Raw genomic sequence first — 23,449 nt, 5'->3', positions numbered from 1 at the left:
CGGACACTGCCTCGACCTCCTGACACGTCGTCTCGACGGCGTTTCGCGCACCGTCCCCCCGAACCGCGCCCACCATACCCGCTGCATCGGGGGCGTACGATGGTGAGGACCGGTACCTGCCAGGAAGAAGATGACTTATGGGCCCCATCGGTACACCCGAGCTGATCATCGCGGTCGTTGTCCTGTTCCTGCTCTTCGGTGCCAAGCGCATGCCGGACATGGCACGAGGCATCGGGCAGTCGCTGAAGATCTTCAAGACCGAGATGTCGAAGCCGGCTGACAGCGATGCGTCCAACGCCGTCATCGTGGATCCCGCACCGGCCCAGGCGCCGACGGCGCCGACGGCGCAGGCCACCGCGCAACCGGCTCAGGCCGCCGAGGCGCCGGCTACCGAGACGCCGGCCGCGCCCGCTGCCGCTCCGGCCGATCCGCAGGTGCGCCCGGCCCAGTGACCGGAAGCTCGCCCAGCTCCGCGAGGGCGGCCTCGGCCAGGTCGCGTGCGTACTGCGCGGCCTGGTGGTCGCCGGCCGCCTCGTGGCTGTCTGCGAGCTTGCGCAGCGTCACGACCTCGTAGTACAGCCCGCCGAGCTCGCGCAGCAGGTCGAGCGCGTGCTCGAAGCAGTCGACGGCGCGGTCGTACGCACCGAGGCGGTGATGGGCGAAGCCGAGTGTGTCCCACGTGGCCGCCTCGGCGAGCCGGTCGTCCAGACCCTGCAGGATGCTGAGCGCCTGCCCGGCGAACTCCAGCGTTCGCTGGTACCGGCCGAGCTGGGCGTGCGCCCAGCCGACGGCGTTGAGCGCGCCCGCGAGGCCGGCCGGCTGCCCGATCCGCCGGAACAGCTCCAGCGTGGCGAGGTCGTGGCCGAGCGACTCCTCGTGCCGTCCGGTGCGCTCCTTGACCACGCCGAGCGACCGCAAGGTGCGGGCCTGTCCGACGAGGTCGCCGCGCGCGCCGTACAGCTCCAGCGCCCGGTCCAGGTGCGTGCCGGCGTCGTCGTGCCGGTCGAGGTAGCCGTAGGCACGGCCCAGCAGCCGGTGCAGGTGCGCCTCGGGCTCGGTGTCGTCGAGCGCGCGGACGGCGAGCAGCGCCGAGCCGTTGACGCGGGCGATGTCGCGCCACCGGCCGCGCCAGTCGAGGTCGATGGTGTGGGTCCACGCCAGCTGCCAGGCGTGGACGGCGTACCCGTGGTCGGTAGCGGCGTCGACGGCGGCGAGCAGTGTCCGGCGTTCGGCGGCGAACCAGGTGCGGGCGGCGTCGGCCCCGCGGATCGGCTCGGCGACCCCCGGGCCCGCCGTCGTCGGCGGCTGCGGTTCGAACGTCTCGCGGTCCGAGCGCAGGAACCGGCTGGCCACCAGCGCCGTCGCCAGGTAGTGGTCGAGCAGCCGGCCCAGCGCCGGCCCCGATTGCGGCCCGGCCAGCTCCCGCGCGTAGGCGCGCAGCAGGTCGTGCGCCGACCAGCGGCCGGGGACGTGCTCGGTGAGCAGATGCGCCCGGGTCAGCTCGCCCAGCAGGGAGCGGACGGTGTCGGGGTCCTGGTCGGCGAGGGCGGTGGCCGCCGCCGTGCCGATGTCCGGGCCGGGGGCGGCGCCGACCAGCCGGAACAGCCGCGCGGCCGGGGCGCTCAGGCCGTCGTAGGACCACGAGAACACCGAGCGCAGGTCGATGGTGGCGTCGTCGGCGGCGAACGCCTCGAGCCCGCCGCTGGCCGCCCTCAGCTGCGCGACCAGGTACTCCAGCGACTCGGGCTGGCCGGCCACGCGGGCGGCGGCGACGGTGAGCGCCAGCGGCAGCCGTGCGCACAGGGCGACGAGCTCGTCGACGGTGTCCGGCTCGGCCGTGGCACGGTCGCCTCCGATGCGCCGGGTCACCAGCTCGCGCGCGTCGGAGGCCGGCGGCAGGTCGAGGGTGACGGCCCGGGCGCCGGCGGTCGCGGACAGCCCGAGCAGCTGGTCGCGGCTGGTCACCAGCGTCAGGCAGTCGGCCGAGCCGGGCAGCAGCGGCCGCACCTGCCGGGCGTCGCGGGCGTTGTCGAGCAGCACCAGGACCCGGCGGCCGGCCAGCATGCTGCGGTAGAGCGCCGCCTGTCCGTCGGGGCCGGCCGGAATCAGCTCATGCGGCACCCGCAGTGCGTCGAGGAAGCCGCGGATCGCGTCGGCCGGGTCGACGGGCGGCCGGTCCGGATCGAAGCCGCGCAGGTTGACGTAGAGCTGACCGTCGGGGAACCGGCCGGCCACCCCGTGCGCCCAGTGGACGGCGAGCGTCGTCTTGCCGACGCCCGCCGTGCCGGAGACGGTCGCGACGGGCGACGTGGCGGCGGCGTGGTCCAGGTGCGCCAGGGCGTCGGCCCGGCCGACGAAGTCCGGTACGTCGGCCGGGAGCTGGCGTGGGACCGGCCGGGCCGACGCCGTCCTGGCCGGCGTGGGCGGCGGGTCGGCCAGCAGCCGGGCGTAGACCGCCTGCAGCCGCGGCCCGGGGTCGGCGCCGAGCTCGGTGACCAGCCGGGCCCGAACCCGCTCGTACTGCGCGAGCGCCTCGGCGCGGCGGCCGGAGCGCTCCATCGCCTCCAGCAGCAGCGCCCATGGCGGCTCGCGCAGCGGGTGGGCGGTGGTGAGCTCGCGCAGCTCCGGGATGAGGTCCGCGGGCCGGCCCAGCTCGAGGTCGAGGGCAATCCGCCGCTCCTGTGCGGCGAGGTACCGTTCGGCCAGCCGCGGCGCCTCGGTGTCTGACAGCCACTCGGACTCGACGTCGTCGAAGGGCGTGCCGCGCCACAGCTCGAGCGCCTCGGCGAGGCAGGCGCGCTGGCGCAGCGGGTCGGCGCTGCCGTCGGCCCGCTCCAGCAGCCGCTCGAACCGGAGGACGTCGACGGCGGACTCGTCGGCGTGCAGGACGTAGCCGGTGATGGTGGTGGCGATGACGTCGGCGCCGAGCAGGGCGCGCAGCCGGGTGACGTAGGTCTGGACGCTGCGGCGCGGGTTGGCCGGCAGGTCGTCGTCCGGCCACAGCGCGCCGACGAGCTGCTGGATCGTGACCGTGCGGCCCGCGGACAGCGCGAGCACGGCGAGCAGCGCCCGCAGTCGCCCGGTGGTGACCTCGATCGGCCGCCCGCCGGCGCGCAGGCGCATCGGGCCGAGCAGGTCGATCTCCACAAGGGTGCTCACTCCTTTGATGACAGCTGAGGACCCTCCACGGTTGCACCCGCGGTCTCACCGGTCGAGAGGACGCGGTCCGGCAGCGCGACGGTGCCGGCGCCGGTGAGGGTCAGCGCGCGCAGCCGCAGCCGCCCGCCGTGCACCGCGACGGTGACGCCCACACCGCCGCCGGCCGTCCGCTGGGTCACCGTGCCCCACGCGTCGCCGCTCGCCCAGAACCAGGTCACCGGACCCCCGGCGACGTCCGCCGGCGTGAAGCGGAGCTCGCCGTTGACGCCGTCGTACCCGAAGCCGGTCAGCGCGACGAGGGCGCCCCACGCCGCCATGGCACGTACGTAGTGGTGGCCGCACTCGGCCTCGTCGAACGGGTTGCGCCGGCGGCCGTCGAAGCGGCTGCGGACCGCTTCGACGACCCGGACGCCGTCGTCGACGAGCCCCGCCTGCAGCAGGCCGATCGCCGCGGTGTACTCGAGGCCGGTCCACACCTCGGCGAAGTACGGGAACGGGCGGGCCGGCCGGTTGCCGTGCGGGTACGACGCCACCAGCAGCCCCGGCTCGCCGGCGAGCGCGTAGCTGCGCTTGGGGTTGAACGGCGCCCCGGGTGCGGTGCGGTCGTTGTGGCGCAGGATGCTCTGCAGCGTGGTCCGCACGTGGCCGGTGTCGAGCAGGTCGCCGAGCCCGGTCAGCCGCGCGACGTGCTGGCCGACCAGCTGGTCGGTGAGGCAGCCGTCGCCGATCTGCAGCTCCGGCTCGGCGAGGTCGCGGGCGCCGATGCCGGGCAGTCGCAGCCCTGGCGCGATGGCGTCCTCGCTGCCCGGCGGGCGGATCTCGTGCCGGTAGAACTCGCCGTTGAACAGGTGCGCGTCGATCCAGGCGCTGCCGCGGGCGAACAGATCGGCGCAGGTGGCGGCGAACTCGTCGTCGCCGAGGTGCCGGGCCATCTCCTCCGCGGCCCGTAGCGCTGCCAGGTACCAGCTGCCGACCTGCGGGTTCGGGCCGAAGTACTCGACGTCCATGGTGTTGTGCTGGGAACCCTCCATGACGCCGTCGCGGTCGGCGTCCCAGCCGCCCGGGATCCAGGCGAACTCCAGCGCGCGCCGTGCGGCCGGCCAGAGCGAGCGCAGCAGGTCGTCGTCGCCGCTGAGCCGCCACTCGCGATGCAGTTTGACCAGGCAGCCCATCTGGCCGTCGGCGGCGGCGACGCCGTGGTCGCGGGAGCGGTCCAGCGGCAGCTCGAGCCGGAAGCTCATGTGGCCGTCGCCGGCGGTGGCGTGCAGGAACTCCAGCTCGCGCATCGACCGCGCCAGCTCGCCGAACAGGTACGGCGTGGTGTGCTCGTAGTTCCAGACGTGGGTGCAGTTGCCGTAGCAGCTGCCGCTGTCGTCGTGGCAGCCCTCCCAGCCGTAGAAGCGGCCGTCGGCGGCGCGGAAGCAGGTCGGCGAGCGCAGCGTGCTGACGTTGCTCAGCGCGGCCTCGACGACGGCGGCGGGCAGATCGGCGCCGGTCAGCGCCTCGACGAAGGCGACCGTGCGGTCCTCGAGGTCGGACAGCTTCGGCGCCGTCGCCGTGACGACGTCCCAGGCGTCCTCGTACAGCGACGCGTAGTGGTTGCCGATGACGGTCTCGCCGCGCCAGTCGCGCCGGTTCGGGAAGTGCCAGGTGAGCAGGAACGTGAACGCGTGGGTCTCGCCCGGTCCGAGCGTGCGCAGCGCGGCGACGGATGCCACCGGCCGGCCGTCCGCGGGGCGCTCGTCCAGCCGGCCGTCGGCGCTCAGGTCGTCCCAGAAGTCCAGCAGCGGGCCGCCCCAGCTGGACCCGGCCCAGGCCGTGCGCACCGTGACGTCGTGCTCGTCGAGAACCGCGAGCGCGAGCGAGCCCCAGCGCTCCCCGTCCTCGTCCCCGCCCGACCGCAGCAGGACGCCGTCGGGCCGTGGCTCGTTGCCCGGTTGCGCACCGGGGTTGCCGACGCTGCCGGCGACGGTGACGTCGACGGGTGCGCCGCCGGGGTTGGTGACGACGTAGCGCAGCACCGCGACCGGCAGCGAGCTGGCCTCGACGTCGGCCGGGACCAGCGGGTTGAACGCCTGCAGCCGCACCGACACCGGCACGTCCGGGTCGTCGAGCTGCACCTGGCCGAGCGGGTACGCGGCGAGGAACCGCGAGGTCGCGAACCGCGGCAGGCTGTGGTTGGGCACCGCGGCGCCCTCCCAGCCCTCGTACAGCACGGGGTCGACGGGGCCCTCGAGTGCCCGTACGGCGTCACCCGCGCGGACGGCGAAGAAGCTGTCGCGCGGGGCGAAGCCCTTGGCGGGCTGGTTGCGGATCTCCCAGTCGCGCAGGTCGCCGCGGCCACCGAGCGACACGGTCCCCGTGCCGATGCCGCCGAGCGGTAGGGCGACGCGCAGCGAGTGGTCGGTGTCGTACCGGCGCAGGACCGGCCATTTCGGCTTCATGCTCCGACCCCACGTGCAACGGCATTCCATGTCAAGGTGCGGTGGGCCGCTCCGAGACGATGACGGCCAGAGTCCTGCGGCCGACGCGTCGGCGCTCGGTGCGCAGGCCGGTCTGCCCGAGCGCCGTCAGCCGCGCCGTCACCTCGTCGATCTGCGCCGGCGTGATGCCGTGGCCGGCCCGGTCGAGCAGCCGCTCGCCCAGCACCAGCCGCCCGCCCGGTGTCAGCTTCGCCGTCAGCGCGGCCAGCCCGCCGTCGCGGTCGGCCCAGTGGTGCATCGAGGCGAGCGTGAAGATCGCCGTGAACATGCCGTCGTCGAACGGCACGTCCTCGGCGCCCGCCACCCGGACGTCGGCACCGGGCACCCGCTTGCGCGCCATGGCGACGAACGTCTCGGACGGGTCGACGGCGGCCGCGTGGTCCGCGCCGACGGCCCTGGCGGCCAGCTCGAGCCCGACGCCCGGGCCGCAGCCGACCTCGAGGACGTGGTCGCCGGGGCGCAGCGCCGCGACATCGACCACCGCCCGGTTCGCCTCGGGGTGGCGGTTGAACCAGGCGTAGAGCCGCGCGCCGATCGTTCCGAAGGCCATCGGGACCGAGCCTAGCGGCCGCGTCGTCCCCCGTCCCCTGCTGAAGCCGCGGTGAAGCAGGGATGAAGACGTCGATCGTCACGATATGTCGACCTGGGGGCTCCCCCTGGCCGGTTCGTGGGTTCGGGTTGTGCTGGAGGGACGTCGGATGACCAGGTCTGCATGGATGAGGCGTGCGGGTGTGCGCGCGGTTGCCGGGACGGCGGCCGCCCTCATGATCGGGACGCTGCTCCCGGCGCCGGTCGCACCGGCCGCACCGGCCGCGCCGCCGTCGGCCGCGCCGCCGTCGGCCGCGCCGCCGTCGGCCGCGCCGCCCGACGAGACGGCCGTCGCGGTCGAGGAGGCACGGTCGCGGGGAGAGCGGGTCGAGGTGACCGGCCTGCGCACCGAGACCCGCACCGTGTTCGCCGAGCCGGACGGGACGATGACCGCCGAGCTGAGCTCGGAGCCGGAGCGGATGCTCGACGAGGGCGGCTGGGTCGACATCGATACCACGCTCGCGCAACGCGGCGACGGCACCGTCGGCCCCGTGGCCACCCCGGTGGCGATGGCGTTCTCCGGTGGCGGCGACGGACCCTTGGTCCGGTACGGCCGGGACGATGCCTGGATCGAGCTCTCCTGGCCCGACGGCGAACTGCCGGAGCCGGTGCTCCACGGCGCCGCGGCGACCTACCCGGAGGTACTGCCCGGCGTCGATCTGGTGCTCGAGGCCGATGCCGACGGCTACGCGCAGTACCTGGTCGTCGAGAGCGCGGAGGCGGCGGCGAATCCCGCCGTCCGCGAGGTCCGGCTGGGTGTGCGCACCGACGGGGTCGGGCTGACGGCGACGCCGGGTGGCGGGCTGGAGGCGCGCGACTCCGCCGGCGTGTTGCTGTTCTCGGCGGCCCCGTCGATCATGTGGGACGCCTCGACGCCCGAGCGGCGGCAGGCTTCGGTCGGCGTCGCCGTCGACGACGGCGCGCTGGTGCTGCGGCCGGACGAGGCGTTCCTCGACGACGAGGCGACCCGGTACCCCGTCACCGTCGACCCGAAGTGGCACACCGCGGACAAGCAGTTCTGGACCACGGTGCTCTCGGGCTCCGACCAGGCCCGCCCGAACAGCAGCGGCGAGCCACCGCTCGCTCAGGTCGGCCACTGCTGGACCGGGTGGAGCCACTGCAACGGCATCGGCATCGCCCGCACCTACTGGCGCTTCGACACCAGTTTCCTGGCGGGCAAGGAGGTGCTCGAGGCGTACATGGACGTCACCGTCGTCTACAGCCCGTCCTGCGCCACCGGATCCAGGCACGAGCTGTGGGAGGCGCGAACACCGGTCGACAACAGCACCCGCTGGGGGAGGCAACCGGTCAACGACCGGCTGGGCAGCTTCGTCCCGCCCGCCGTGAACGCCCTCCGCGGCTGCCCGGGCAACAAGGGCGCCGGTCTGCTGGTGACCAGCGCGGTGAACAAGGGCGGCTACACGACGTTCCTGATCAAGGCGGAGAACGAGGGCGACCTCCACCAGAACCCGTACTGGCGCAAGTACGACAACAACGCCAAGTTGCGGGTCAAGTTCAACACGCACCCGAGCACGCCGACGGGGCTGACCAGCGACCCGGCGATCCCCGCACCCTGCCACTGGTGCGGCGGCGTGCGGTACGTCTCCGACGACAGCATCCGGTTCCAGGCGCGGCTCGCCGACCCCGACCCCGCGGACCAGCTGCGCGCGCTCTGGCAGGTGAAGGTCAACGGCGTCGCGACGCAGACCTGGGGCGGATTCAAGAGCAACGGGAGCATCCACGACCTCGTCCAGAGCCTGCCGAGGCGCCAGGACGGCAGCAACGCCGTCATCGAGTGGGCGGTGAAGGGCGACGACGGCGCGCATGGCAGCCCGTGGGCGCTGGGACCGACGTTCGTCTCGGACCGGACGGCGCCGGCGCACCCGCCGACGGTCGCCGGTCGGCTCTACGCCGCCGACAACCGCTGGCACGGCGGCGTCGGGGTGGAGGGGACGTTCGACTTCGGCGCCAACGGTGTCGGCGACATCGACCACTACCTGTACGGCTGGAACGGCGCGCCCACCGGCAAGATCGTCGCCCGCGCGCTCGGCGGGCCGGCCACCATCCGGCTGATCCCGCCGGGCGACGGGCCGCAGGACCTCTACGTCTGGAGCGTCGACCGGGCCGGCCACCGGAGCCAGCGGGCCGTGCACCACTTCTACGTCCGCGCCGGCAACGGCCCGCTGGGGCAGTGGTCGCTGGACGGCAGCACCGTCGACGACGCGTTCCTCGGCGACCGTGACGGTGTGGCTCAGGGCGGCCTCGACTACGTGCCCGGCGCCGTCGGCCAGGCGTTGCGGCTCGACGGCGTCAACGGCTCGGTCGCGGTGCCGAACGCCGTCCGCACGGACGAGAGCTTCTCCGTCGCCGCGTGGGTGCGCCTCGACGCGGCCGGCGGCGCGCACGCGGCCGTCAGCCAGGACAGCGACGGCGCGTTCGCCGGCTTCGACCTCTGGTACCGCCCGGAGAGCGGCAGGTGGGCGTTCGGAATGGCCCGCGACAAGGCCACCTACAAGGGCACCGACATGGCGCAGTCGGCGCAGCCCGCCCGGGTCGGGGTCTGGACCCACCTCACTGGCGTCTACGACGCCGAGGCCCGGACGCTACAGCTCTACGTCGACGGGGTCCCGTCGGGCCCCGCCGTCACCCGGGTGGTCCCGGACTGGCACGCGAACGGCTACCTGCGCATCGGCCGGACGCAGTGGAACGGCAACCCCGCCGTCGACCACTGGCCGGGGGCCATCGACGAGGTCGAGGTGTACGACCGGGTGCTCCGGCCGGAGGAGGTGCACGCGGCCGTCGGCGCCGACAACGTGCAGGTGGCGCACTGGGCCTTCGAGGAGCCGTCCGGCACGACCGCGCGCAACGCGGTCCCCGGCGACATGCTCGCGCTCTCCGGCGGCGCGGAGCTCTCGGGCGACGATCCCGCGGATCCGGACCAGCTGCCCGACGGTGGCGCGGTCGGCGGCGGGCTGTTGCTGCCCGGCGACACCGGCCCGAACGCGGCCGACGGCGGCCAGGCGGTCACCGGCGGGCCTGTCGTCCACACCGATCAGGCGTTCACCGTTGCGGGCTGGGTGCGCCTGGACGAGAAGCCCGCCGACGGCGCCACCGTGACCGCGTTGTCCCAGGACGGCGGCCGGCTGAGCGGGTTCTTCCTCGGCTACCGGCAGCTCGGCGAGGTGGGCGTGTGGGAGCTCTACAGTCCGGACAGCGCCGACGGCGGCGGGCAGATGCTGCGCTCGCCGGTGGACGAGCCGGCGGTCGTCGGCGACGAGGTGCATCTCGCGGTGGTCTACGACGACGGCCTCGAGACACCGGAGGTCCGGCTCTACGTCAACGGCGATCTGGTCGCGACGGCGCCGCAGACCCGCACGTACGACGCGACCGGGGCGTTCGTCGTCGGGCGCGGATTCAACGGCGGTCCGTCCGGCTACTGGGCCGGCATGGTCGACGAGGTCCGGGTCTACAGCCGTGCCGTCACCGAGGCCGAGCTGCAGGGCCTGGTCAGTCGCGACGGCGTGACGGTCGGCGAGTGGGCGCTGGACGGCAACGCCGAGGAGGCGACGGGGAGGCTTCCGGCCGGCTCGGCGGAGGGCGGCGTCGAGTGGACCGCCGGCCAGACGAACGTCCCCGACCCGACCGACCTGGCGGCCCGCCTCGACGGCGACGGCGCGCACCTGCGGCTGCCGCACGCCGTCGACGTCGAGCGGACCTTCGCCGTCACCGCGTGGGCCAAGCTCGACGAGGTCGGCGGGAATGCCGCCGTGGTCTCCCAGGACGGCTCCAGGACCAGCGGGTTCCAGCTGCAGGCCACGGCCGACGGCCACTGGGCGTTCGCCATGTTCGGCGCCGACGTGAACGGCGGTGGCAGCCGGCACGACCGCATCGTCGGGCCCGAGGCGCAACCGGGCGTGTGGACGCACCTCGCCGCGGTGTACGACGCCGGCGCGAAGCGGATGACCCTGTACGTCAACGGCGTCGACGCCGGGACCGCGGAGCACCACCAGACGTGGACCCACGGCACCGGCGCCCTCGTCGTCGCAGCCGCCCAGTGGAACGGCGCCCCGGCCGACTTCTTCCCGGGCGCGGTCGACGACGTCGCGGTCTTCAGCCGCGGACTGTTCGCGGCCGAGGTCCGCGCGATGGCGGGCCGCGACCTCACCCTCGTGCACCAGTGGCAGCTCGACGAGAGCAGTGGCGAGCTCGTGGCGGACGCCGTCGGGCGGCGCACCGGTACCGCCGTTGGCGCGACCCGGGTCCCGGGGTACCTCGGCAACGCGGTGGATCTCGACGGCGAGGACGACCACGTCTCCGTCACCGGCGTGGACGTGCGCTCCGACGCCAGCTTCTCGGTGTCGGCGTGGGTGCGGCTCGAAGAGACCTGCGATCCCGGCGACGAGTTCTCCTGCTCGCGTACCGCGGTGAGCCTCGACGGGGCCGACACGAGCAAGTTCCGGCTCGGGCACAAGGTCGACCAGGGCCAGAACGACCCGGGGGTCTGGGTCTTCGAGATGCCCAGCGCCGACGAGAGTGAGGTTCAGCCGCCCGCCGCCGTCACCGTCATCCCCTCGGACCTGGAGGAGTGGGTGCACCTGGTCGGCGTGTACGACGCCACCACCGGGCAGCTCTGGCTGTACGTCAACGGGACCCGCAAGGGCGGTGCGACGCTGCTCGAGCCGTGGCAGGCCGACGGCGCGCTGGCGATCGGCCGTGGCCTGGACGCCGCCGGTGAGCCGGGTCAGTTCTTCCACGGCAAGGTCGACGACGTCCGGGTGTACGGCGGCGCGCTCGACGACGCCCGGATCGGCAACTTGTACGACTCCTACCCGGAGGACGCCGGCACCGCGCCCGTGCCCGTCGCCGGCACCGCTCGCTGGACCCTGGACGAGAACACGCCGACGGTCCCGGACTCCGCGCCGCCGCGCAGCCACCCCGCCACGGTGACCGGCGCGACATGGCTGGGCAGCGGCCGGATCGGTGCCGGCCGGCAGTTCGACGGCGCCGACGACCAGCTCCAGACCGCCGGACCCGTCGTCACAGGAACCGGAAGCTTCACCGTCACCGCTTGGGCGTACCTGAGCGTCGGCCCGGCCGACACCGCGACCAGGACGGTCGTGAGCCAGGACGGCGGAGCCGGCAGCGCGTTCGCGCTGGCCTACGACGGCGCCACCCGCTCCTGGCGCGCCTCGCTGCAGGGCGCGAGCGGTGCGCCGGCGGTCGCGACGTCGGCGGAGCCGGCGACGGCCGGGTTGTGGACGAACCTCGCACTGGTCTACGACGCCGGACCGACGCCGGCGACGACCGGCCAGTTGCGGCTGTACGTCAACGGCCGGTTGGCGGGGGCGGCGGTCGGCGTGGCGCCGCCGGCGGCCGATGGCGTCCTCGCGATCGGCCGCGGCCGGTCCGGGGGTGCGGCGGCCGGCTTCTTCAAGGGCGTCCTCGACGACGTCCGGGTGTTCGGCGGTGCGCTGTCGACCACCCAGCTGCGTGCCGTCCACGACGACACGCCGGCGAGCGTCCAGGGCACCTGGCCGCTCGACGACTCGCTCGCCGACACCTCGTCGCGGGCCAACGCCGCCACGGCGGACGACGGCGGTGTCATCGCCTACGGCGCCGGCGTGCGCGGGCGGGCGCTGGTGCTCGACGGCGAGAGCGCTGCCACCACGGGGCGCTGGGGCGTGCAGACCGGCGGCAGCTTCACGGTCTCGGCCTGGGCGAAGCTCACCCACGAGCCGGCCGTGCAGACGGTGCTGTCGCAGGACGGCATCCAGATGAGCGGTTTCGTGCTGCAGTACGAGCCCAGCCTGGACCGCTGGATCTTCGGAGCGCCGGCCCAGGACGCCGACGGCGCCCGCACCGTCTACGCGCGCTCCGAGCGGGCCGCCGTGCTGAACGAGTGGACACACCTGACCGGTGTCTACGACTACGCCGCGCGGCAGCTGCGGCTGTACGTCGACGGCGAGCTGGCCGGCGCGCGCGACGACGTGTCGCTGTGGTCCGCGGGCGGTGGCCTGGCCATCGGACGGGCGCTCTACGGCGGCGACCCGGCCCTGTTCTTCCGCGGCTCCATCGACGAGGTCCGCGTCGACGCCGGCATCGTCCCGGACGCGGAGATCGCCGCCCGGGCCACAACGCCCCAGCCCTGACCAGGAGGATCCCGATGCGCACCCTGAGCTTCTCCCGGCCGCACCGCTGGGCGGCCGCCGTGGCCCTCGTCGCCTTGACCGGTGGCCTGCTGGTGGCCGGCGAGCAGCCGGCCACCGCGACCGGCGGCCCGTCGGTGGACCTGCCCGAGACGCCGTCGACCGAGGTGGCGGCGCAGCCGCTGACCGCCCGGGCCGACGACGACGCCACGCTCGACGCGCTGCACGGTGATCAGCAGCCGGCCGTTGCAGGCCGGAGCGGGACCGGAACGGCGGCCGCCGATGCCGCCGACGGCGGCGGCACCCCGACGGCGACCTCACTGTCGCCGTCGGCGACCTGGGACGTCGCCGGACACACCGGCGACTTCACCTGGTCCTACCCGCTGCGGGTGCCACCGGTGCCGGGCGGGCTGACACCGAGCCTGGCGCTGAGCTACCAGTCCTCCGCCGTCGACGGCCGCACCAGCGCCACGAACAACCAGCCGTCGTGGGTCGGCGACGGCTGGGACCTCAACCCCGGATTCGTGGAGCGCAACTACGGGCCGTGCGCCGAGGACAAGACCGGCGGCACGGTGCCACCGGACACCATCGGCGACCTGTGCTGGCGCAGCCACAACGCCACCGCGACCTACGGCGGTGGCGGCGGCCAGCTGATCCGCGACGACCGCTCGCTGGCCTGGCGTCCGCGCAGCGACGACGGGTCCACGGTGGAGCTGCTCACCCGCGCCGACGGCAAGGAGTACTGGAAGATCACCACGCTCGACGGCACCCAGTACCTCTTCGGGTCGCGGCCGGACTCCGGGTCGACCTGGACGGTGCCCGTCTACGGCGACGACGCCGGCGAACCCTGCCATGTCGCTGGCTCGTTCGCCGCGTCGAGGTGCACCCAGCCCTGGCGCTGGAACCTGGACACGATCGTCGACGCGCGCGGCAACATGATCCGGCTCAGCTACCGGACGGAGTCCAACTCGTTCGGCACCAACGGCAAGGACGCCGCCGTCACCTACATCCGCGGCGGCAGCCTGCGCCAGATCGACTACGGCCTGCACACGCAGGTCGCCGGCGGCCCGGCGGCCCGGGTCGTGTTCGACGTCGCCAACCGGTGCGTCCCGGGCAGCACGTGCGTGTTCGAGCGACCGAAGAACTGGCCCGACACGCCGCTGACCGAACGGTGCGTGACCACGACCTGCGCGGGGCGGTACTCGCCGACGTTCTGGTCGACGCAGCGGCTGTCGTCCGTCACCACCCAGGTGCTGCGCGACGGCAGCTACCAGGACGTCGACCGCTGGACGCTGGACCAGCAGTATCCGGAGCCCGGCGACGGCGAGAGCGGTGCCGCGCTGTGGCTGAAGTCGATCACCCACACCGGCCTCGTCGGCGGGGAGGAGCGGATGGAGCCGGTGACGTTCGAGGGCACCGCGCTGCCGAACCGGGTCTACCAGGAGGACGGGCTGTCGCCGCTGCTGCGCTACCGGATCACGGGCATCGTGTCGGAGTCCGGCGGCGCCATCGACGTCCGCTACGCCGACGCCGACTGCGTGCCCGGGCGGTCGATGCCGGCGAACGCGCACACGAACACGCTGCGCTGCTACCCCGTGACGTGGAACCGGCCCGGCTTCGCCGAGCGCACCGACTGGTTCCACAAGTACGTGGCGGACACCGTCACGATCTCGGACCGGATCAGCAGCAGCATCGACCAGCGGATCGCCTACGAGTACCTCGATGGCGCCGCCTGGCACTACGACACCGGCGAGTTCACGCCCGAGGCCAAACGGACCTGGAACGAGTTCCGCGGCTACGCCCGCGTCCGCGTCCGGCAGGGTCGCGAGGACGACCCGGCCGGGCCGGTCAGCATGTCCGAGCAGCGGTTCCACCGGGGCATGCACGGCGACCGGCTGCCCGGCGGCGCGACCCGGTCGGTGCTGATCGAGGACGCCGCCGGCGGGGAGCGGCCCGACCACGACTGGCTGCAGGGCTTCGCCTTCCAGGACACCGCATTCCTCGGTGACTCGAACACCGTGGTCAGCCGGACCGTCACCGAGCCGTACTGGCGCGGCCCGACGGCCACCCGCGGTTCCTACCAGGCCTACATCGTCCGGACCGCGTCGGAACGGGTGATCACGCCGGTCGAGGGCGGCCGGGACGACCGGGTCACCCGGACGGTCACGTCGTACGACGACCTCGGCCGCACGACCGCCGTCGACGATCTGGGTGACGACGCCACCGCCGCCGACGACCTGTGCACCCGCACCACGTATGCGACCGGCATCGGCTCCGGGATCCGGTCACTGCCCGCCCGGGTCCAGACGGTGTCCGCGTCGTGCGGTGCGACGCCCCAGTTCCCCGCCGATGCCGTCGCCGACCTGAAGTACGCCTACGACGGCGCCGGCAACACCACCACGATCGAGACGCTGGAGGCGCATCCCGCCACCGGCCCGCAGTACATCGTCCAGTCGACGGCGCGGTTCGACGTGCACGGCCGGATCACCGAGAGCACGGACGCCCTGCAGCGGACCACCAGGACCGCGTATACGCCGGCGACCGGCGGCCCGGCCACCAAGACGGTCACGACCAATCCGCTCGGCCACACCGTGACCACGACGTTCGATCCCGCTTGGGGGGAGCCGCGCGTCGTCACCGACACCAACGGCAAGGTCACCGAGACGGCGTACGACCCGCTCGGGCGGTCGGCGAGCGTCTGGCTGCCGGACCGGCGCCGCTCCTGGGGCTTCGACCCGAACTACGAGTTCAGCTACACCGTCCGGCGCGAGGCGCCCACCGTCATCACGACCACGTCACTGGGCCCCAACGGCGTCTACACCAGCACGAACGAGCTCTTCGACGGCCTGCTCCGGCCGCGCCAGGTGCAGACGCCCGCGGTCGGCGGCGGCCGGGTCCTGAGCGACACGAGGTACGACTCCCAGGGCCGGGTCCACCAGACCACGCGCCCGTACTACAACGACCAGGACGTCGACACCTCGCTCTGGGTCGCGGCCGACGCCCAGGTCACCGGTTCGGTCGTCACGGAGTACGACGGCGCCGGCCGCGAGATCCGCTCGGTCCAGTACGACGGCGCCGAGGAGGAGTGGGAGACCACCACCCGCTACGGCGGCGACCGGATCCACGTGACGCCGCCCGCCGGCGGCACCGCTGTCACGACCATCAGCGACGCGCGCGGCCGCCCGGTCGAGCTGCACCAGTACCACGGCGCCACGGCCACCCCGGGCGAGCCCCACGACACGACGACGTACGGCTACACGCCGTCCGGCGAGCTGGCCACGCTGACCGATCCGGCCGGCAACACCTGGAAGTACACCTACGACCTGCACGGCCGCAAGGTGCGATCGGACGACCCCGACACCGGCGTCGTGACCAGCACGTACGACTCCGCCGGCCAGCTGCGCACGCGCACCGACGCCCGCGGCCAGCGGCTGGACTTCGGCTACGACGCCCTCGGCCGCATGCTCACCGCCCGGTCCGGCGCCGGCCGGCTGCTGGCCGCCTGGACCTACGACAGCGTCAAGGGCGCCGTCGGCAAGCCGGCGACGTCCACCAGCTACGACGCCGCGGGCAACGCCTTCACGTCGTCGATCGTGGCCTACACCGCGCGGTACCAGCCGCGGCAGACGTCGGTGACGATCCCGGCATCGGAGGGCGTGCTGGCCGGGACCTATGACGCGTACACCTCCTACGCGGCGGACGGCAGCATCCTCGGCGAGAGCTACCCGGCGGTCGGCGGGTTGTTCGAGGAGGAGGTCTTCCACACCTACGACGACTTCGGCCGGCCGCTGACCACCTATGGCGGGCCGGAGGGCGAGACGGTCCAGTACGCGTCGCAGACCGACTACACCGTCTACGGGGAACTGCAGCGGCTGCACCTGGGCTCGGGCACGAAGCGGGCCTGGCTGTCGCACTACTACGACGAGCCGACCGGGCGGATCGAGCGCACCATCGTCGACGCCGAGGTGTCCCGGCCGATGCAGGCCGACCTGCAGTACGAGTACGACGACGCCGGCAACGTCACGTCGATCGCCGACCGCACCCAGGAGCGCACCGCGGACGTGCAGTGTTTCCGGTACGACCACCTGCGCCGGCTCACCGAGGCGTGGACGCCGGGAGACGGCTGCGAGGACGACCCGCGGACCGGCGCGCTGGCCGGCCCGGCGCCCTACTGGCAGTCGTTCCGGTACGACGCCGTCGGCAACCGGACCAGCCGGACGGACCACTTCGTCACCGGCGACGTCACGCGCGCCCAGGCCTACCCGAAGCCGGGGCAGCCACAGCCGCACGCGCTCACCACGATGACCACCACCGGGCCGCAGGGCACCACCGTCGCCGGCTACGAGTACGACGCCGCCGGGAACGCCGTGCGCCGCGGCGACCAAGAGCTCAGCTGGGACGAGCAGGGCATGCTCAGCTCGGTGACCGAGAACGGCGAGGTCACGGAGTACGTCTACGACGCGTCGGGCCAGCGCCTGCTGACCCGCGGGCCCGACGGCACCACCCTGTACCTGGGCAATCAGGAGATCGTGCTCGACGCCGCCACCGGCGCCGAGACCGCCACCCGGCACTACGCCCATGGCGGCGGCACCATCGCCGTGCGGACGCCGTCGGACCTGACCTGGGTGTTCAACGACCACCACGGCACCGCCCAGGTCGCCGTCGACGCCGCCACCATGACCGCCGACGTGCGGCGCACCGACCCGTTCGGCAACGAGCGCGGGACCGCCCCGGCGAACTGGCCCGACAACCGCGGCTTCGTCGGCGGAGTGCACGACGAACGCACCGGCCTGACCAACCTCGGCGCCCGGGAGTACGACCCCGAACAAGGCCGGTTCCTGTCCGTCGACTCGATCATCGACCCCAGTGACCCGCAGCAGACCAACGCCTACGCCTACGCCAACAACAACCCGGTCACCATGGCCGACCCCGACGGCAAGTTCTACTACGTCGACAACGAGGGGCATATCCGGGCGCCGGCGGCGGCCGGCTGGACGCCCAAGGCCCAGCAGCGCGTCCGCGACGCCGAACGGAAGTGGGCGCCGTACTACGGCCGGCAGGCCGCGGCCCGCAAGGCAGCGTTCGACTCGGCCGGCTACTCCGAGGCGCAGTACCGGGAGGCGCTCAAGCTCAAGAACAAGAGCCTCTTCGACGTCGTCGTCGAGGCCGGTGGCGAGGTCCTCAAGGAGTTCCTCGGCATCAACGACATCAAGGGCTGCTTCGGCAACGGCGATCTCGGCTCGTGCATCTCGATGGTGATCAACATCATCCCGTGGACCAAGCTGTTCCGGCTCGGCGAGTTGGTCGGCGCGGTCCGAAAAGCGTGGAACGCCGTGTCGGCCTTCCGCGGCCGTCAGAAGTGGGCCGACAACGTCCTCGACGCCGTCAACGACGCGCAGCGGCAGGTGGCGGGGCGCTGTCACAGCTTCGCCGCCGGAACGCTCGTGCTCATGGCGGACGGCAGCTACGAACCCATCGACGAGGTCGAGCTCGGCGACGAGGTGATCGCCACCGATCCGGAGACCGGGCGGACCGAGAAGCGCACGGTCGTTGCCCTGCACACCAACCTGGACCGCGAGCTCGCCGACGTCGAGGTCGAGGACGTCGACGGCGACGGGACCCAGGAGCGGCTCGAGACCACGGCCAACCACCCGTTCTGGTCCGAGACCGACCGGACCTGGACGGACGCGGGAGCACTGGAGGCCGGCGACCTGCTGCTCACCTCCGGCGGGCGGCGGGTCACGGTGACCGGGGTCCGCGCGCACCATGGCGCGCGGACCATGCACGACCTCACCGTCGAGGGCCTCAACACGTACTACGTCGCCGTCGACGGCGCGGATGCGCTCGTCCACAACAACCCGGCGTCCTGCCCGCACGGTAACCCCGACCCGAAGAAGTGCCGGACGTGCAGCCCGAGCGGCACGGGCGCACCTGGTTCGCCGAAGTTCACGGTCGACGGTCCTCGTGGCTATCCGACCAGCACGACACACCAGATCGTGACCAAGGGCGACGACGTGCTCGCCGGCATGCTCAAGGGCCAGAACGCTGCCGGCGGTGACTTCCTGTTGTCGATCCCCGTCGCCGCCGCGGCGCTGGGTGCGGGCATCGCACAGGGCGTGCGGACGGTCGCCCGGTGGATCTCCAAGAAATCGAGGTGATCAGGGCAACGGGATGAACGGCGGTGTCCGGGTGGGCGAGAGCTCGCCCGCCCGGACCCGCACCACGCCGACCGGCGCGCCGACCACGCGATCGGGCAGGTCGTAGCGCGCCAGGTAGACGCCGGGTGGCACGTCGACGAAGCCGAACCAGCCGGAGCCGTCGCTGACCTGAGTCCGGGTCTCGCCTCCGCCGAGCACCGGCTCGAGGGTGACGGTGACGCCGTCGAGCGCGGCGCCGGTGCGCAGCCGCAGCGTGCCGGCGACGTTGCCCGTCGTCGGGTCCTCCTTCCACGGCATGGACGGGACGGCTGCGTCCGCGGCGAACGGGGCGTCGGGGCCGGTGGTGAGCGCCGCGGCCAGCGCGGCCCGCTCGGCGTCCTTCACGGCCGGCGACCCCGCGGCAGCGGTCAGCGAGGGGTTGGCGTAGGAGTAGCCGCTCCACCCGGCGACGGTGTTGCCGGCGGCCGTGGGGGTGAGGAGGTCGCGGACCTGCTGGACGCTGTCGTCGATCTCGTTGAGGTACAGCGCCGGCCCGGACACCGCCTGCCGGTCGCCCTGCCAGTCGGCCAGGACCTCGTTCCACTCCGCGAACATCTGCGCCTGGTCGGGCAGCCACTCGCGCTTGTAGTTCATGGCGACGACGGTGTCGATGATCCCCTCGTCGAGCCAGCCCCGCCAGTCCTGCAGGACCTCGGCGTAGGTGCGCGTCCTCTCCCAGCCGCCGACGCTCTGCGGGCCGAAGCCGTAGGTGATGCCGTCGTTGGTGAGCCGCACGGTCGGGTCGATCTCGAAGATCCCCAGGTAGATGCGGCGCACGATGCTGGTGATCTGCTCGCGCCGCCACTCGGTGAACTGCGCGTCCGACGGCGCCGGCACGTCGGTGCGGCCGGTGGCGGCCCGGAACCGTGCGAGCGACGTCTCGCTGTAGCCCCAGTCGCTGTGCGTGGTGGTGGAGTTGTGGTCGGGGTAGCGGATGTAGTCGAGGTTGATGCCGTCGACGTCATACTCGCGGACGATGCTCTGGATGGCGCCGACGACATAGTCGCGGGCGGCCGGGTTGGCGGGGTCGAGGAAGCTGTTGTTGCCGACCAGCTCGGTGCCGTCGACGCGTTTGTTGAGCCAGCGGTCGGCGCCGGTGGCGCTCGGGCCGTGCGCGTTGAACGCGTGCTCGGGCGAGCGCGGCGGCGTTGCGGAGTTCCACAGCGTCCCGAAGTTCACCCACGCGTGCACCTCGAGCCCGGCGGCGTGCGCCTGCTCGATCACCTCGTCCAGCGGGTCGTACGGCGCCGGCGCGATGGCGGCGTCGGTGCGGGGGTAGTCGGCGCGGTTGCAGAAGCAGTCGTAGCGGCGGGCGACCTGCACGATCAGCGCGTTCGCGTTGACCTCGAGCGCGTCGCCGACCAGCTCCTCGACCTGCGCGGGGGTGTAGATGCCCTCGTTGAAGGCGTCGACCCAGTAGCCGCGCCACTGCTCGGGTGGCGCGGGCTCGGCCGCGGTGGCGGCCGCTGCGGCGGGGGCCGCTCCGGTGGCCGCGGTGACGGCCAGGACGAGTGCTGCGATGACGGGGAGCGTGCGGCGGCGTCGGCTCACGCTGGTCCTCCTCGCTGGACTAGACCAATATGGGCCCCAAGTCTGGAAGACTTTGCCCGAAACGTCTACAGGGGGTGAAGGCGTGGCGAAGTATCACTCGATCCGGGACGAGATCCTCGACCTGGTCGCTGAGCTGAGCGTGGGGGACGCGCTGCCGGCCGAGCGCACGTTGGCGCCGCGGTTCGGGGTCTCGCGCATGACGCTGCGGCGGGCCGTCGAAGAGCTGGTCCGCGAGGGACGACTGGTCCGGCGGCAGGGAGCCGGCACGTTCGTCGCGGGGCCGAAGATCGCGCAGGGGCTGGCGGTGACGTCGTTCTCAGAGGACATGCGCCAGCGCGGCGCCGTTCCGTCCAGCCGCACGCTGGCGGTCGACGACGTGCTGGCCGGTGCTCCGCTGGGCCGGCGGCTGGAGATCTCTCCCGGTGAGAGCGTGGTGCGGGTCATCCGGTTGCGGCTGGCCGACGACGCGCCCATGGCGGTCGAGACGCTGCACGTGCCACGCGGCATCGCGCCCGGGCTCGACGGCCGCATGCTCGCCGACGGCTCGTTCTACGAGCTGCTGCACGACGTGTACGGGCTGGAGCTGTCCGGCGGCGTGCAGACGATCGAGGCGACGGTCACGGACGAGACGGAGTCGGAGCTGCTCGGGGTGCCGCTGCACTCGCCGGCGTTCCTGTTCGAGCGCATCTCCCGCGACGCCGCCGGCCGCGTGGTCGAGTTCGTCCGCTCCGTCTACCGCGGCGACCGCTACCAGTTCCGCGTCGAGTTGCAGCCGGCCCGCCGGCCGGCGAGGGCGGCGGAGTGAGGGTGGCCGAGTGAGGAACTCCGAGCTGGACCGGCTCGCGACCGAGGGCCGGCTGGCGGCCGCCGCCGACCTCGACCTGCGGTCCACGAGCGAGCAGGTCGACCTCATGGCCGAGCAGGACCGGGTGGCCGTCGACGCCGTGGCCGCGACCCGCGACCGGCTGGTCGAGGCGATCGACGCGACAGTGGCCCGGCTGCGGCGCGGCGGCCGGCTCATCGAGGTCGGCGCCGGGACTCCGGGGCGGCTCGCCGTCCTCGACGTCGCCGAGTGCCGCCCCACCTTCGGCGTCGACGACCGGCAGGTGGTCGCCGTCATGGCCGGCGGCTTCGACGCGGTCCGCTCGGCCGCCGAGCACGACGAGGACGACCACGACGGCGGCCGCTGCGACCTGTCGGCGCTGGGTCTGCGCCCCGACGACGTCGTCGTGGCGGTGAGCGCGTCAGGACGCACGCCGTACGTGCTCGGCGCCCTGGCCGCAGCCCGCGCGGCCGGGGCGTACACCGTCGCCGTCGTCAACAACGCCGGCTCGCCCATCGCCGCCGCCTGCGACGTCGCGGTCGAGGCGCTGACCGGTCCCGAGGTGGTGGCCGGCTCCACCCGGCTCAAGGCCGGCACGGCGGCGAAGCTGGTGCTCAACACGATCTCGACGCTGGTCATGGTGCAGCTCGGCCACACCCACGGCGACCTGATGATCGACGTGCGGGCCACCAACGACAAACTCCGCCGCCGCGCCCGGCGCATCGTCGAGGAGGCCACCGGCGAGCCGCCCGCCGTGGTCGCCGCGGCCCTGTCCGCCTGCGGCGACGAGACCAAGACGGCGACGGTCATGCTGCTGGCCGGGGTCGGCGCCGACGAGGCTCGTCGCCGGCTGGCGGCGGCCGGTGGCTACGTGCGAGCGGCGATCGCGTAGGCCGGCTTGCTGGTGTAGTAATTGTGCTACAGTCGTGGCATGGGCGAGCCTGCCAGGATTCCGGTGCGCGATCTTCGCAACCACGTCAGTGAGGTACTGCGGCGGGTCGAGGCCGGCGAGACGCTCGAGGTCACCGTGAACGAGCGCCCTGTAGCCCTCCTGATTCCTCGCCAGACCAGGCCACGAACCTTGCCCGCCAGGGACTTTCTCGCAGCAGTGCCGCGGGCGGACGGTGCGCTTGCCGAGCAGCTCGATGCGGCCATGCCCGAGACGACGGATGACCTGGATGACCCGTGGCGGACCTGACGGTCGGTCTGCTCGACACGTCGATCTTCATCGCTCGTGAGACCGGCCGGCCGATCGACCTTCACAGCGTCCCGCTCGAGGCGGCGGTCAGCACAGTGACGATCGGCGAGTTGCGGTGGGGTGTGCTCATGGCGACTGATGACGAGGCCAGATCGCGCCGTCTCGACACGTTGAATGCGGCGCAGCGGTTCGAGCCGATCGTCATCGACGAGCGGGTGGCGGCCGCCTGGGCACTGCTTCGGCAGCGGCTGAAGGGCCAAGGCCTCAAGATGGGCGTGAACGATTCCTGGATCGCGGCCACCGCGATCGCCCACGGATGGCCGGTCGTGACGCAGGACCTGGGATTCCCGGAGGGCATCGCAGGGCTTCAGGTCGTCGTGGTGTAACGGCCGTCAGCCGAGGGCGTAGGCGATCTCGAGGACCGCGAGCAGCAGCGTGACCAGCGCGACCAGGCCGGGGAGCTTGCCGTCGGGCAGCGCCCGGGCGGTCTGCAGGGCCTCGTGCGACCGACGGTAGCGGCGCCGGGCCAGCAGCAGCACGAGCAGCGCGGCCGGCGCGACCACCAGCCCGAACACCACCGCGGCCGGGCCGAGCGACTCCGCCGCCAGCCGGCTGGCCAGCACGATGCCCACCAGCAGGGCGAGTGCCGTGCGGGTCCAGGCGAGCGCCGTCCGCTCGTTCTGGGCGCCGCGGTCGTACGTGCTTCCGCTCATGACGTCACGGCGCGACGAGCGCGACGACGATGACGATGGCCGCCACCGCCAGCCCGAACGCCAGCACCGGCGCCAGCGAGGGCGACGGCAGCGGCCGCGACTCGCGCAGTGCCTTCTCGGCCCGGGCCCAGCGGGCGAACGCCATGACGCTGCACGCAGCGCCGAGCAGCGCCAGCGAGACCACCAGCACCAGCCGCAGCGCCCGGTGGTCCGGGATCTCGAGCGCCTCCAGCGCGATGCCGGCCGCCAGCAGGGCGAGCGCCGTGCGGATCCAGGCCAGGAAGGTCCGCTCGTTGGCGAACGTGAACCGCGGGTCGGGCTCGCTGCCGGACTCGTAGACGCTGCGCGGCCAGCGGCGGTCGTCGGTCACGGTCCGTCCTTCTCGATCTGATACGTGGTCCGCGACGGCGACTCGGGCGAGCCGCGGCGATGCCGCCCGGCGCCGCGCTGGGCCGGCAGCCGGGGATGCGCGGACCGGGCGCTGTGGTCGGCCGCGCGCGGCTCAGCGGCCCGCGGCTCGCCGGGCCGCGGCTCGATCGGCGGCGGTTCGACCGGCGGCGGGGGTGGTGGCGCCGTGGGTGTCTCCGGGGT

General features: G+C 73.4%; 13 protein-coding genes and 1 pseudogene. 7 read left to right on the top strand and 7 right to left on the bottom strand.

What is annotated here, in order from left to right; genetic code table 11:
* The first annotated feature begins 137 nt into the window (after positions 1–137).
* Complete coding sequence (gene tatA / locus E1212_RS20475; RefSeq protein WP_131985864.1) at positions 138–452, top strand: Sec-independent protein translocase subunit TatA; 315 nt, start codon at positions 138–140, stop codon at positions 450–452.
* On the opposite strand, the gene E1212_RS20470 is transcribed toward tatA, so the two are convergent.
* From E1212_RS20470 to E1212_RS20460, 3 genes are read right to left on the bottom strand one after another with little or no spacing between them, the layout of a single operon-like run.
* Positions 388–3,159 carry an AfsR/SARP family transcriptional regulator gene (locus E1212_RS20470; RefSeq protein WP_131985862.1) on the bottom strand — a complete coding sequence of 924 codons (2,772 nt, stop codon included), beginning with the start codon at positions 3,157–3,159 and terminating at the stop codon, positions 388–390. The two genes, tatA and E1212_RS20470, sit on opposite strands and share 65 nt — an antisense overlap.
* The gene (locus tag E1212_RS20465) at positions 3,156–5,603 is read right to left on the bottom strand and encodes a GH116 family glycosyl-hydrolase (RefSeq protein ID WP_131985860.1); all 2,448 of its coding nucleotides are present in this window, start codon (positions 5,601–5,603) and stop codon (positions 3,156–3,158) included. Before E1212_RS20465 ends, E1212_RS20470 begins: the two co-directional genes overlap by 4 nt.
* 31 nt (positions 5,604–5,634) lie before the next feature.
* Positions 5,635–6,192 carry a class I SAM-dependent methyltransferase gene (locus E1212_RS20460; protein ID WP_131985858.1) on the bottom strand — a complete coding sequence of 186 codons (558 nt, stop codon included), beginning with the start codon at positions 6,190–6,192 and terminating at the stop codon, positions 5,635–5,637.
* Between the two features lie 181 nt (positions 6,193–6,373).
* Here E1212_RS20460 and E1212_RS20455 point away from each other — a divergent pair, with 181 nt between their 5' ends.
* Positions 6,374–12,379, top strand: coding sequence for a LamG domain-containing protein (locus tag E1212_RS20455; RefSeq protein WP_131985856.1), 6,006 nt, complete (start codon positions 6,374–6,376; stop codon positions 12,377–12,379).
* A gap of 14 nt (positions 12,380–12,393) precedes the next feature.
* Positions 12,394–18,534 carry a polymorphic toxin-type HINT domain-containing protein gene (locus tag E1212_RS20450; protein WP_131985854.1) on the top strand — a complete coding sequence of 2,047 codons (6,141 nt, stop codon included), beginning with the start codon at positions 12,394–12,396 and terminating at the stop codon, positions 18,532–18,534.
* Here E1212_RS20450 and E1212_RS20445 read toward each other — a convergent pair whose 3' ends face one another.
* A complete protein-coding gene (locus tag E1212_RS20445) occupies positions 18,535–20,124 on the bottom strand; it encodes a family 10 glycosylhydrolase (protein WP_203417043.1) in 1,590 nt (529 codons plus the stop codon).
* Between the two features lie 82 nt (positions 20,125–20,206).
* On the opposite strand from E1212_RS20445, the gene E1212_RS20440 reads away from it, so the two are divergent.
* Genes E1212_RS20440 through E1212_RS20425 form a run of 4 tightly spaced genes read left to right on the top strand, consistent with a single transcriptional unit; the run spans position 20,207 to position 22,531 of the window.
* A complete protein-coding gene (locus E1212_RS20440; RefSeq protein WP_162605558.1) occupies positions 20,207–20,929 on the top strand; it encodes a GntR family transcriptional regulator in 723 nt (240 codons plus the stop codon).
* 10 nt (positions 20,930–20,939) lie between these two features.
* On the top strand, positions 20,940–21,839 hold the full coding sequence (locus tag E1212_RS20435) for an N-acetylmuramic acid 6-phosphate etherase (RefSeq protein ID WP_203417042.1): 900 nt from the start codon (positions 20,940–20,942) through the stop codon (positions 21,837–21,839).
* Positions 21,840–21,878: 39 nt separating this feature from the next.
* Entirely contained in the window at positions 21,879–22,145 is a 267-nt protein-coding gene (locus tag E1212_RS20430; RefSeq protein WP_131985848.1) for a type II toxin-antitoxin system Phd/YefM family antitoxin, read from the top strand.
* A complete protein-coding gene (locus E1212_RS20425) occupies positions 22,133–22,531 on the top strand; it encodes a type II toxin-antitoxin system VapC family toxin (protein WP_131985846.1) in 399 nt (132 codons plus the stop codon). The genes E1212_RS20430 and E1212_RS20425 overlap by 13 nt, the downstream gene beginning before the upstream one ends.
* Before the next feature lie 6 nt (positions 22,532–22,537).
* On the opposite strand, the gene E1212_RS20420 is transcribed toward E1212_RS20425, so the two are convergent.
* The 3 genes and pseudogenes from E1212_RS20420 to E1212_RS29580 form a co-directional block, all read right to left on the bottom strand.
* Positions 22,538–22,858: a DUF202 domain-containing protein gene (locus tag E1212_RS20420; protein ID WP_131985844.1), complete on the bottom strand. Its 321-nt coding sequence runs from the start codon at positions 22,856–22,858 to the stop codon at positions 22,538–22,540.
* Between the two features lie 4 nt (positions 22,859–22,862).
* Positions 22,863–23,228: a YidH family protein gene (locus tag E1212_RS20415; RefSeq protein WP_131985842.1), complete on the bottom strand. Its 366-nt coding sequence runs from the start codon at positions 23,226–23,228 to the stop codon at positions 22,863–22,865.
* Positions 23,225–23,449 (bottom strand): annotated as a pseudogene (locus E1212_RS29580) (hypothetical protein); the annotation flags it as partial. The pseudogene E1212_RS29580 and the gene E1212_RS20415, both read right to left, overlap by 4 nt.

The sequence above is a fragment of the Jiangella ureilytica genome (assembly GCF_004348545.1).
Taxonomy (GTDB): Bacteria; Actinomycetota; Actinomycetes; order Jiangellales; family Jiangellaceae; genus Jiangella; species Jiangella ureilytica.
The sequence above is the reverse complement of the archived record's forward strand: the minus strand, read 5'-3'. Positions and strand labels throughout refer to the sequence as shown.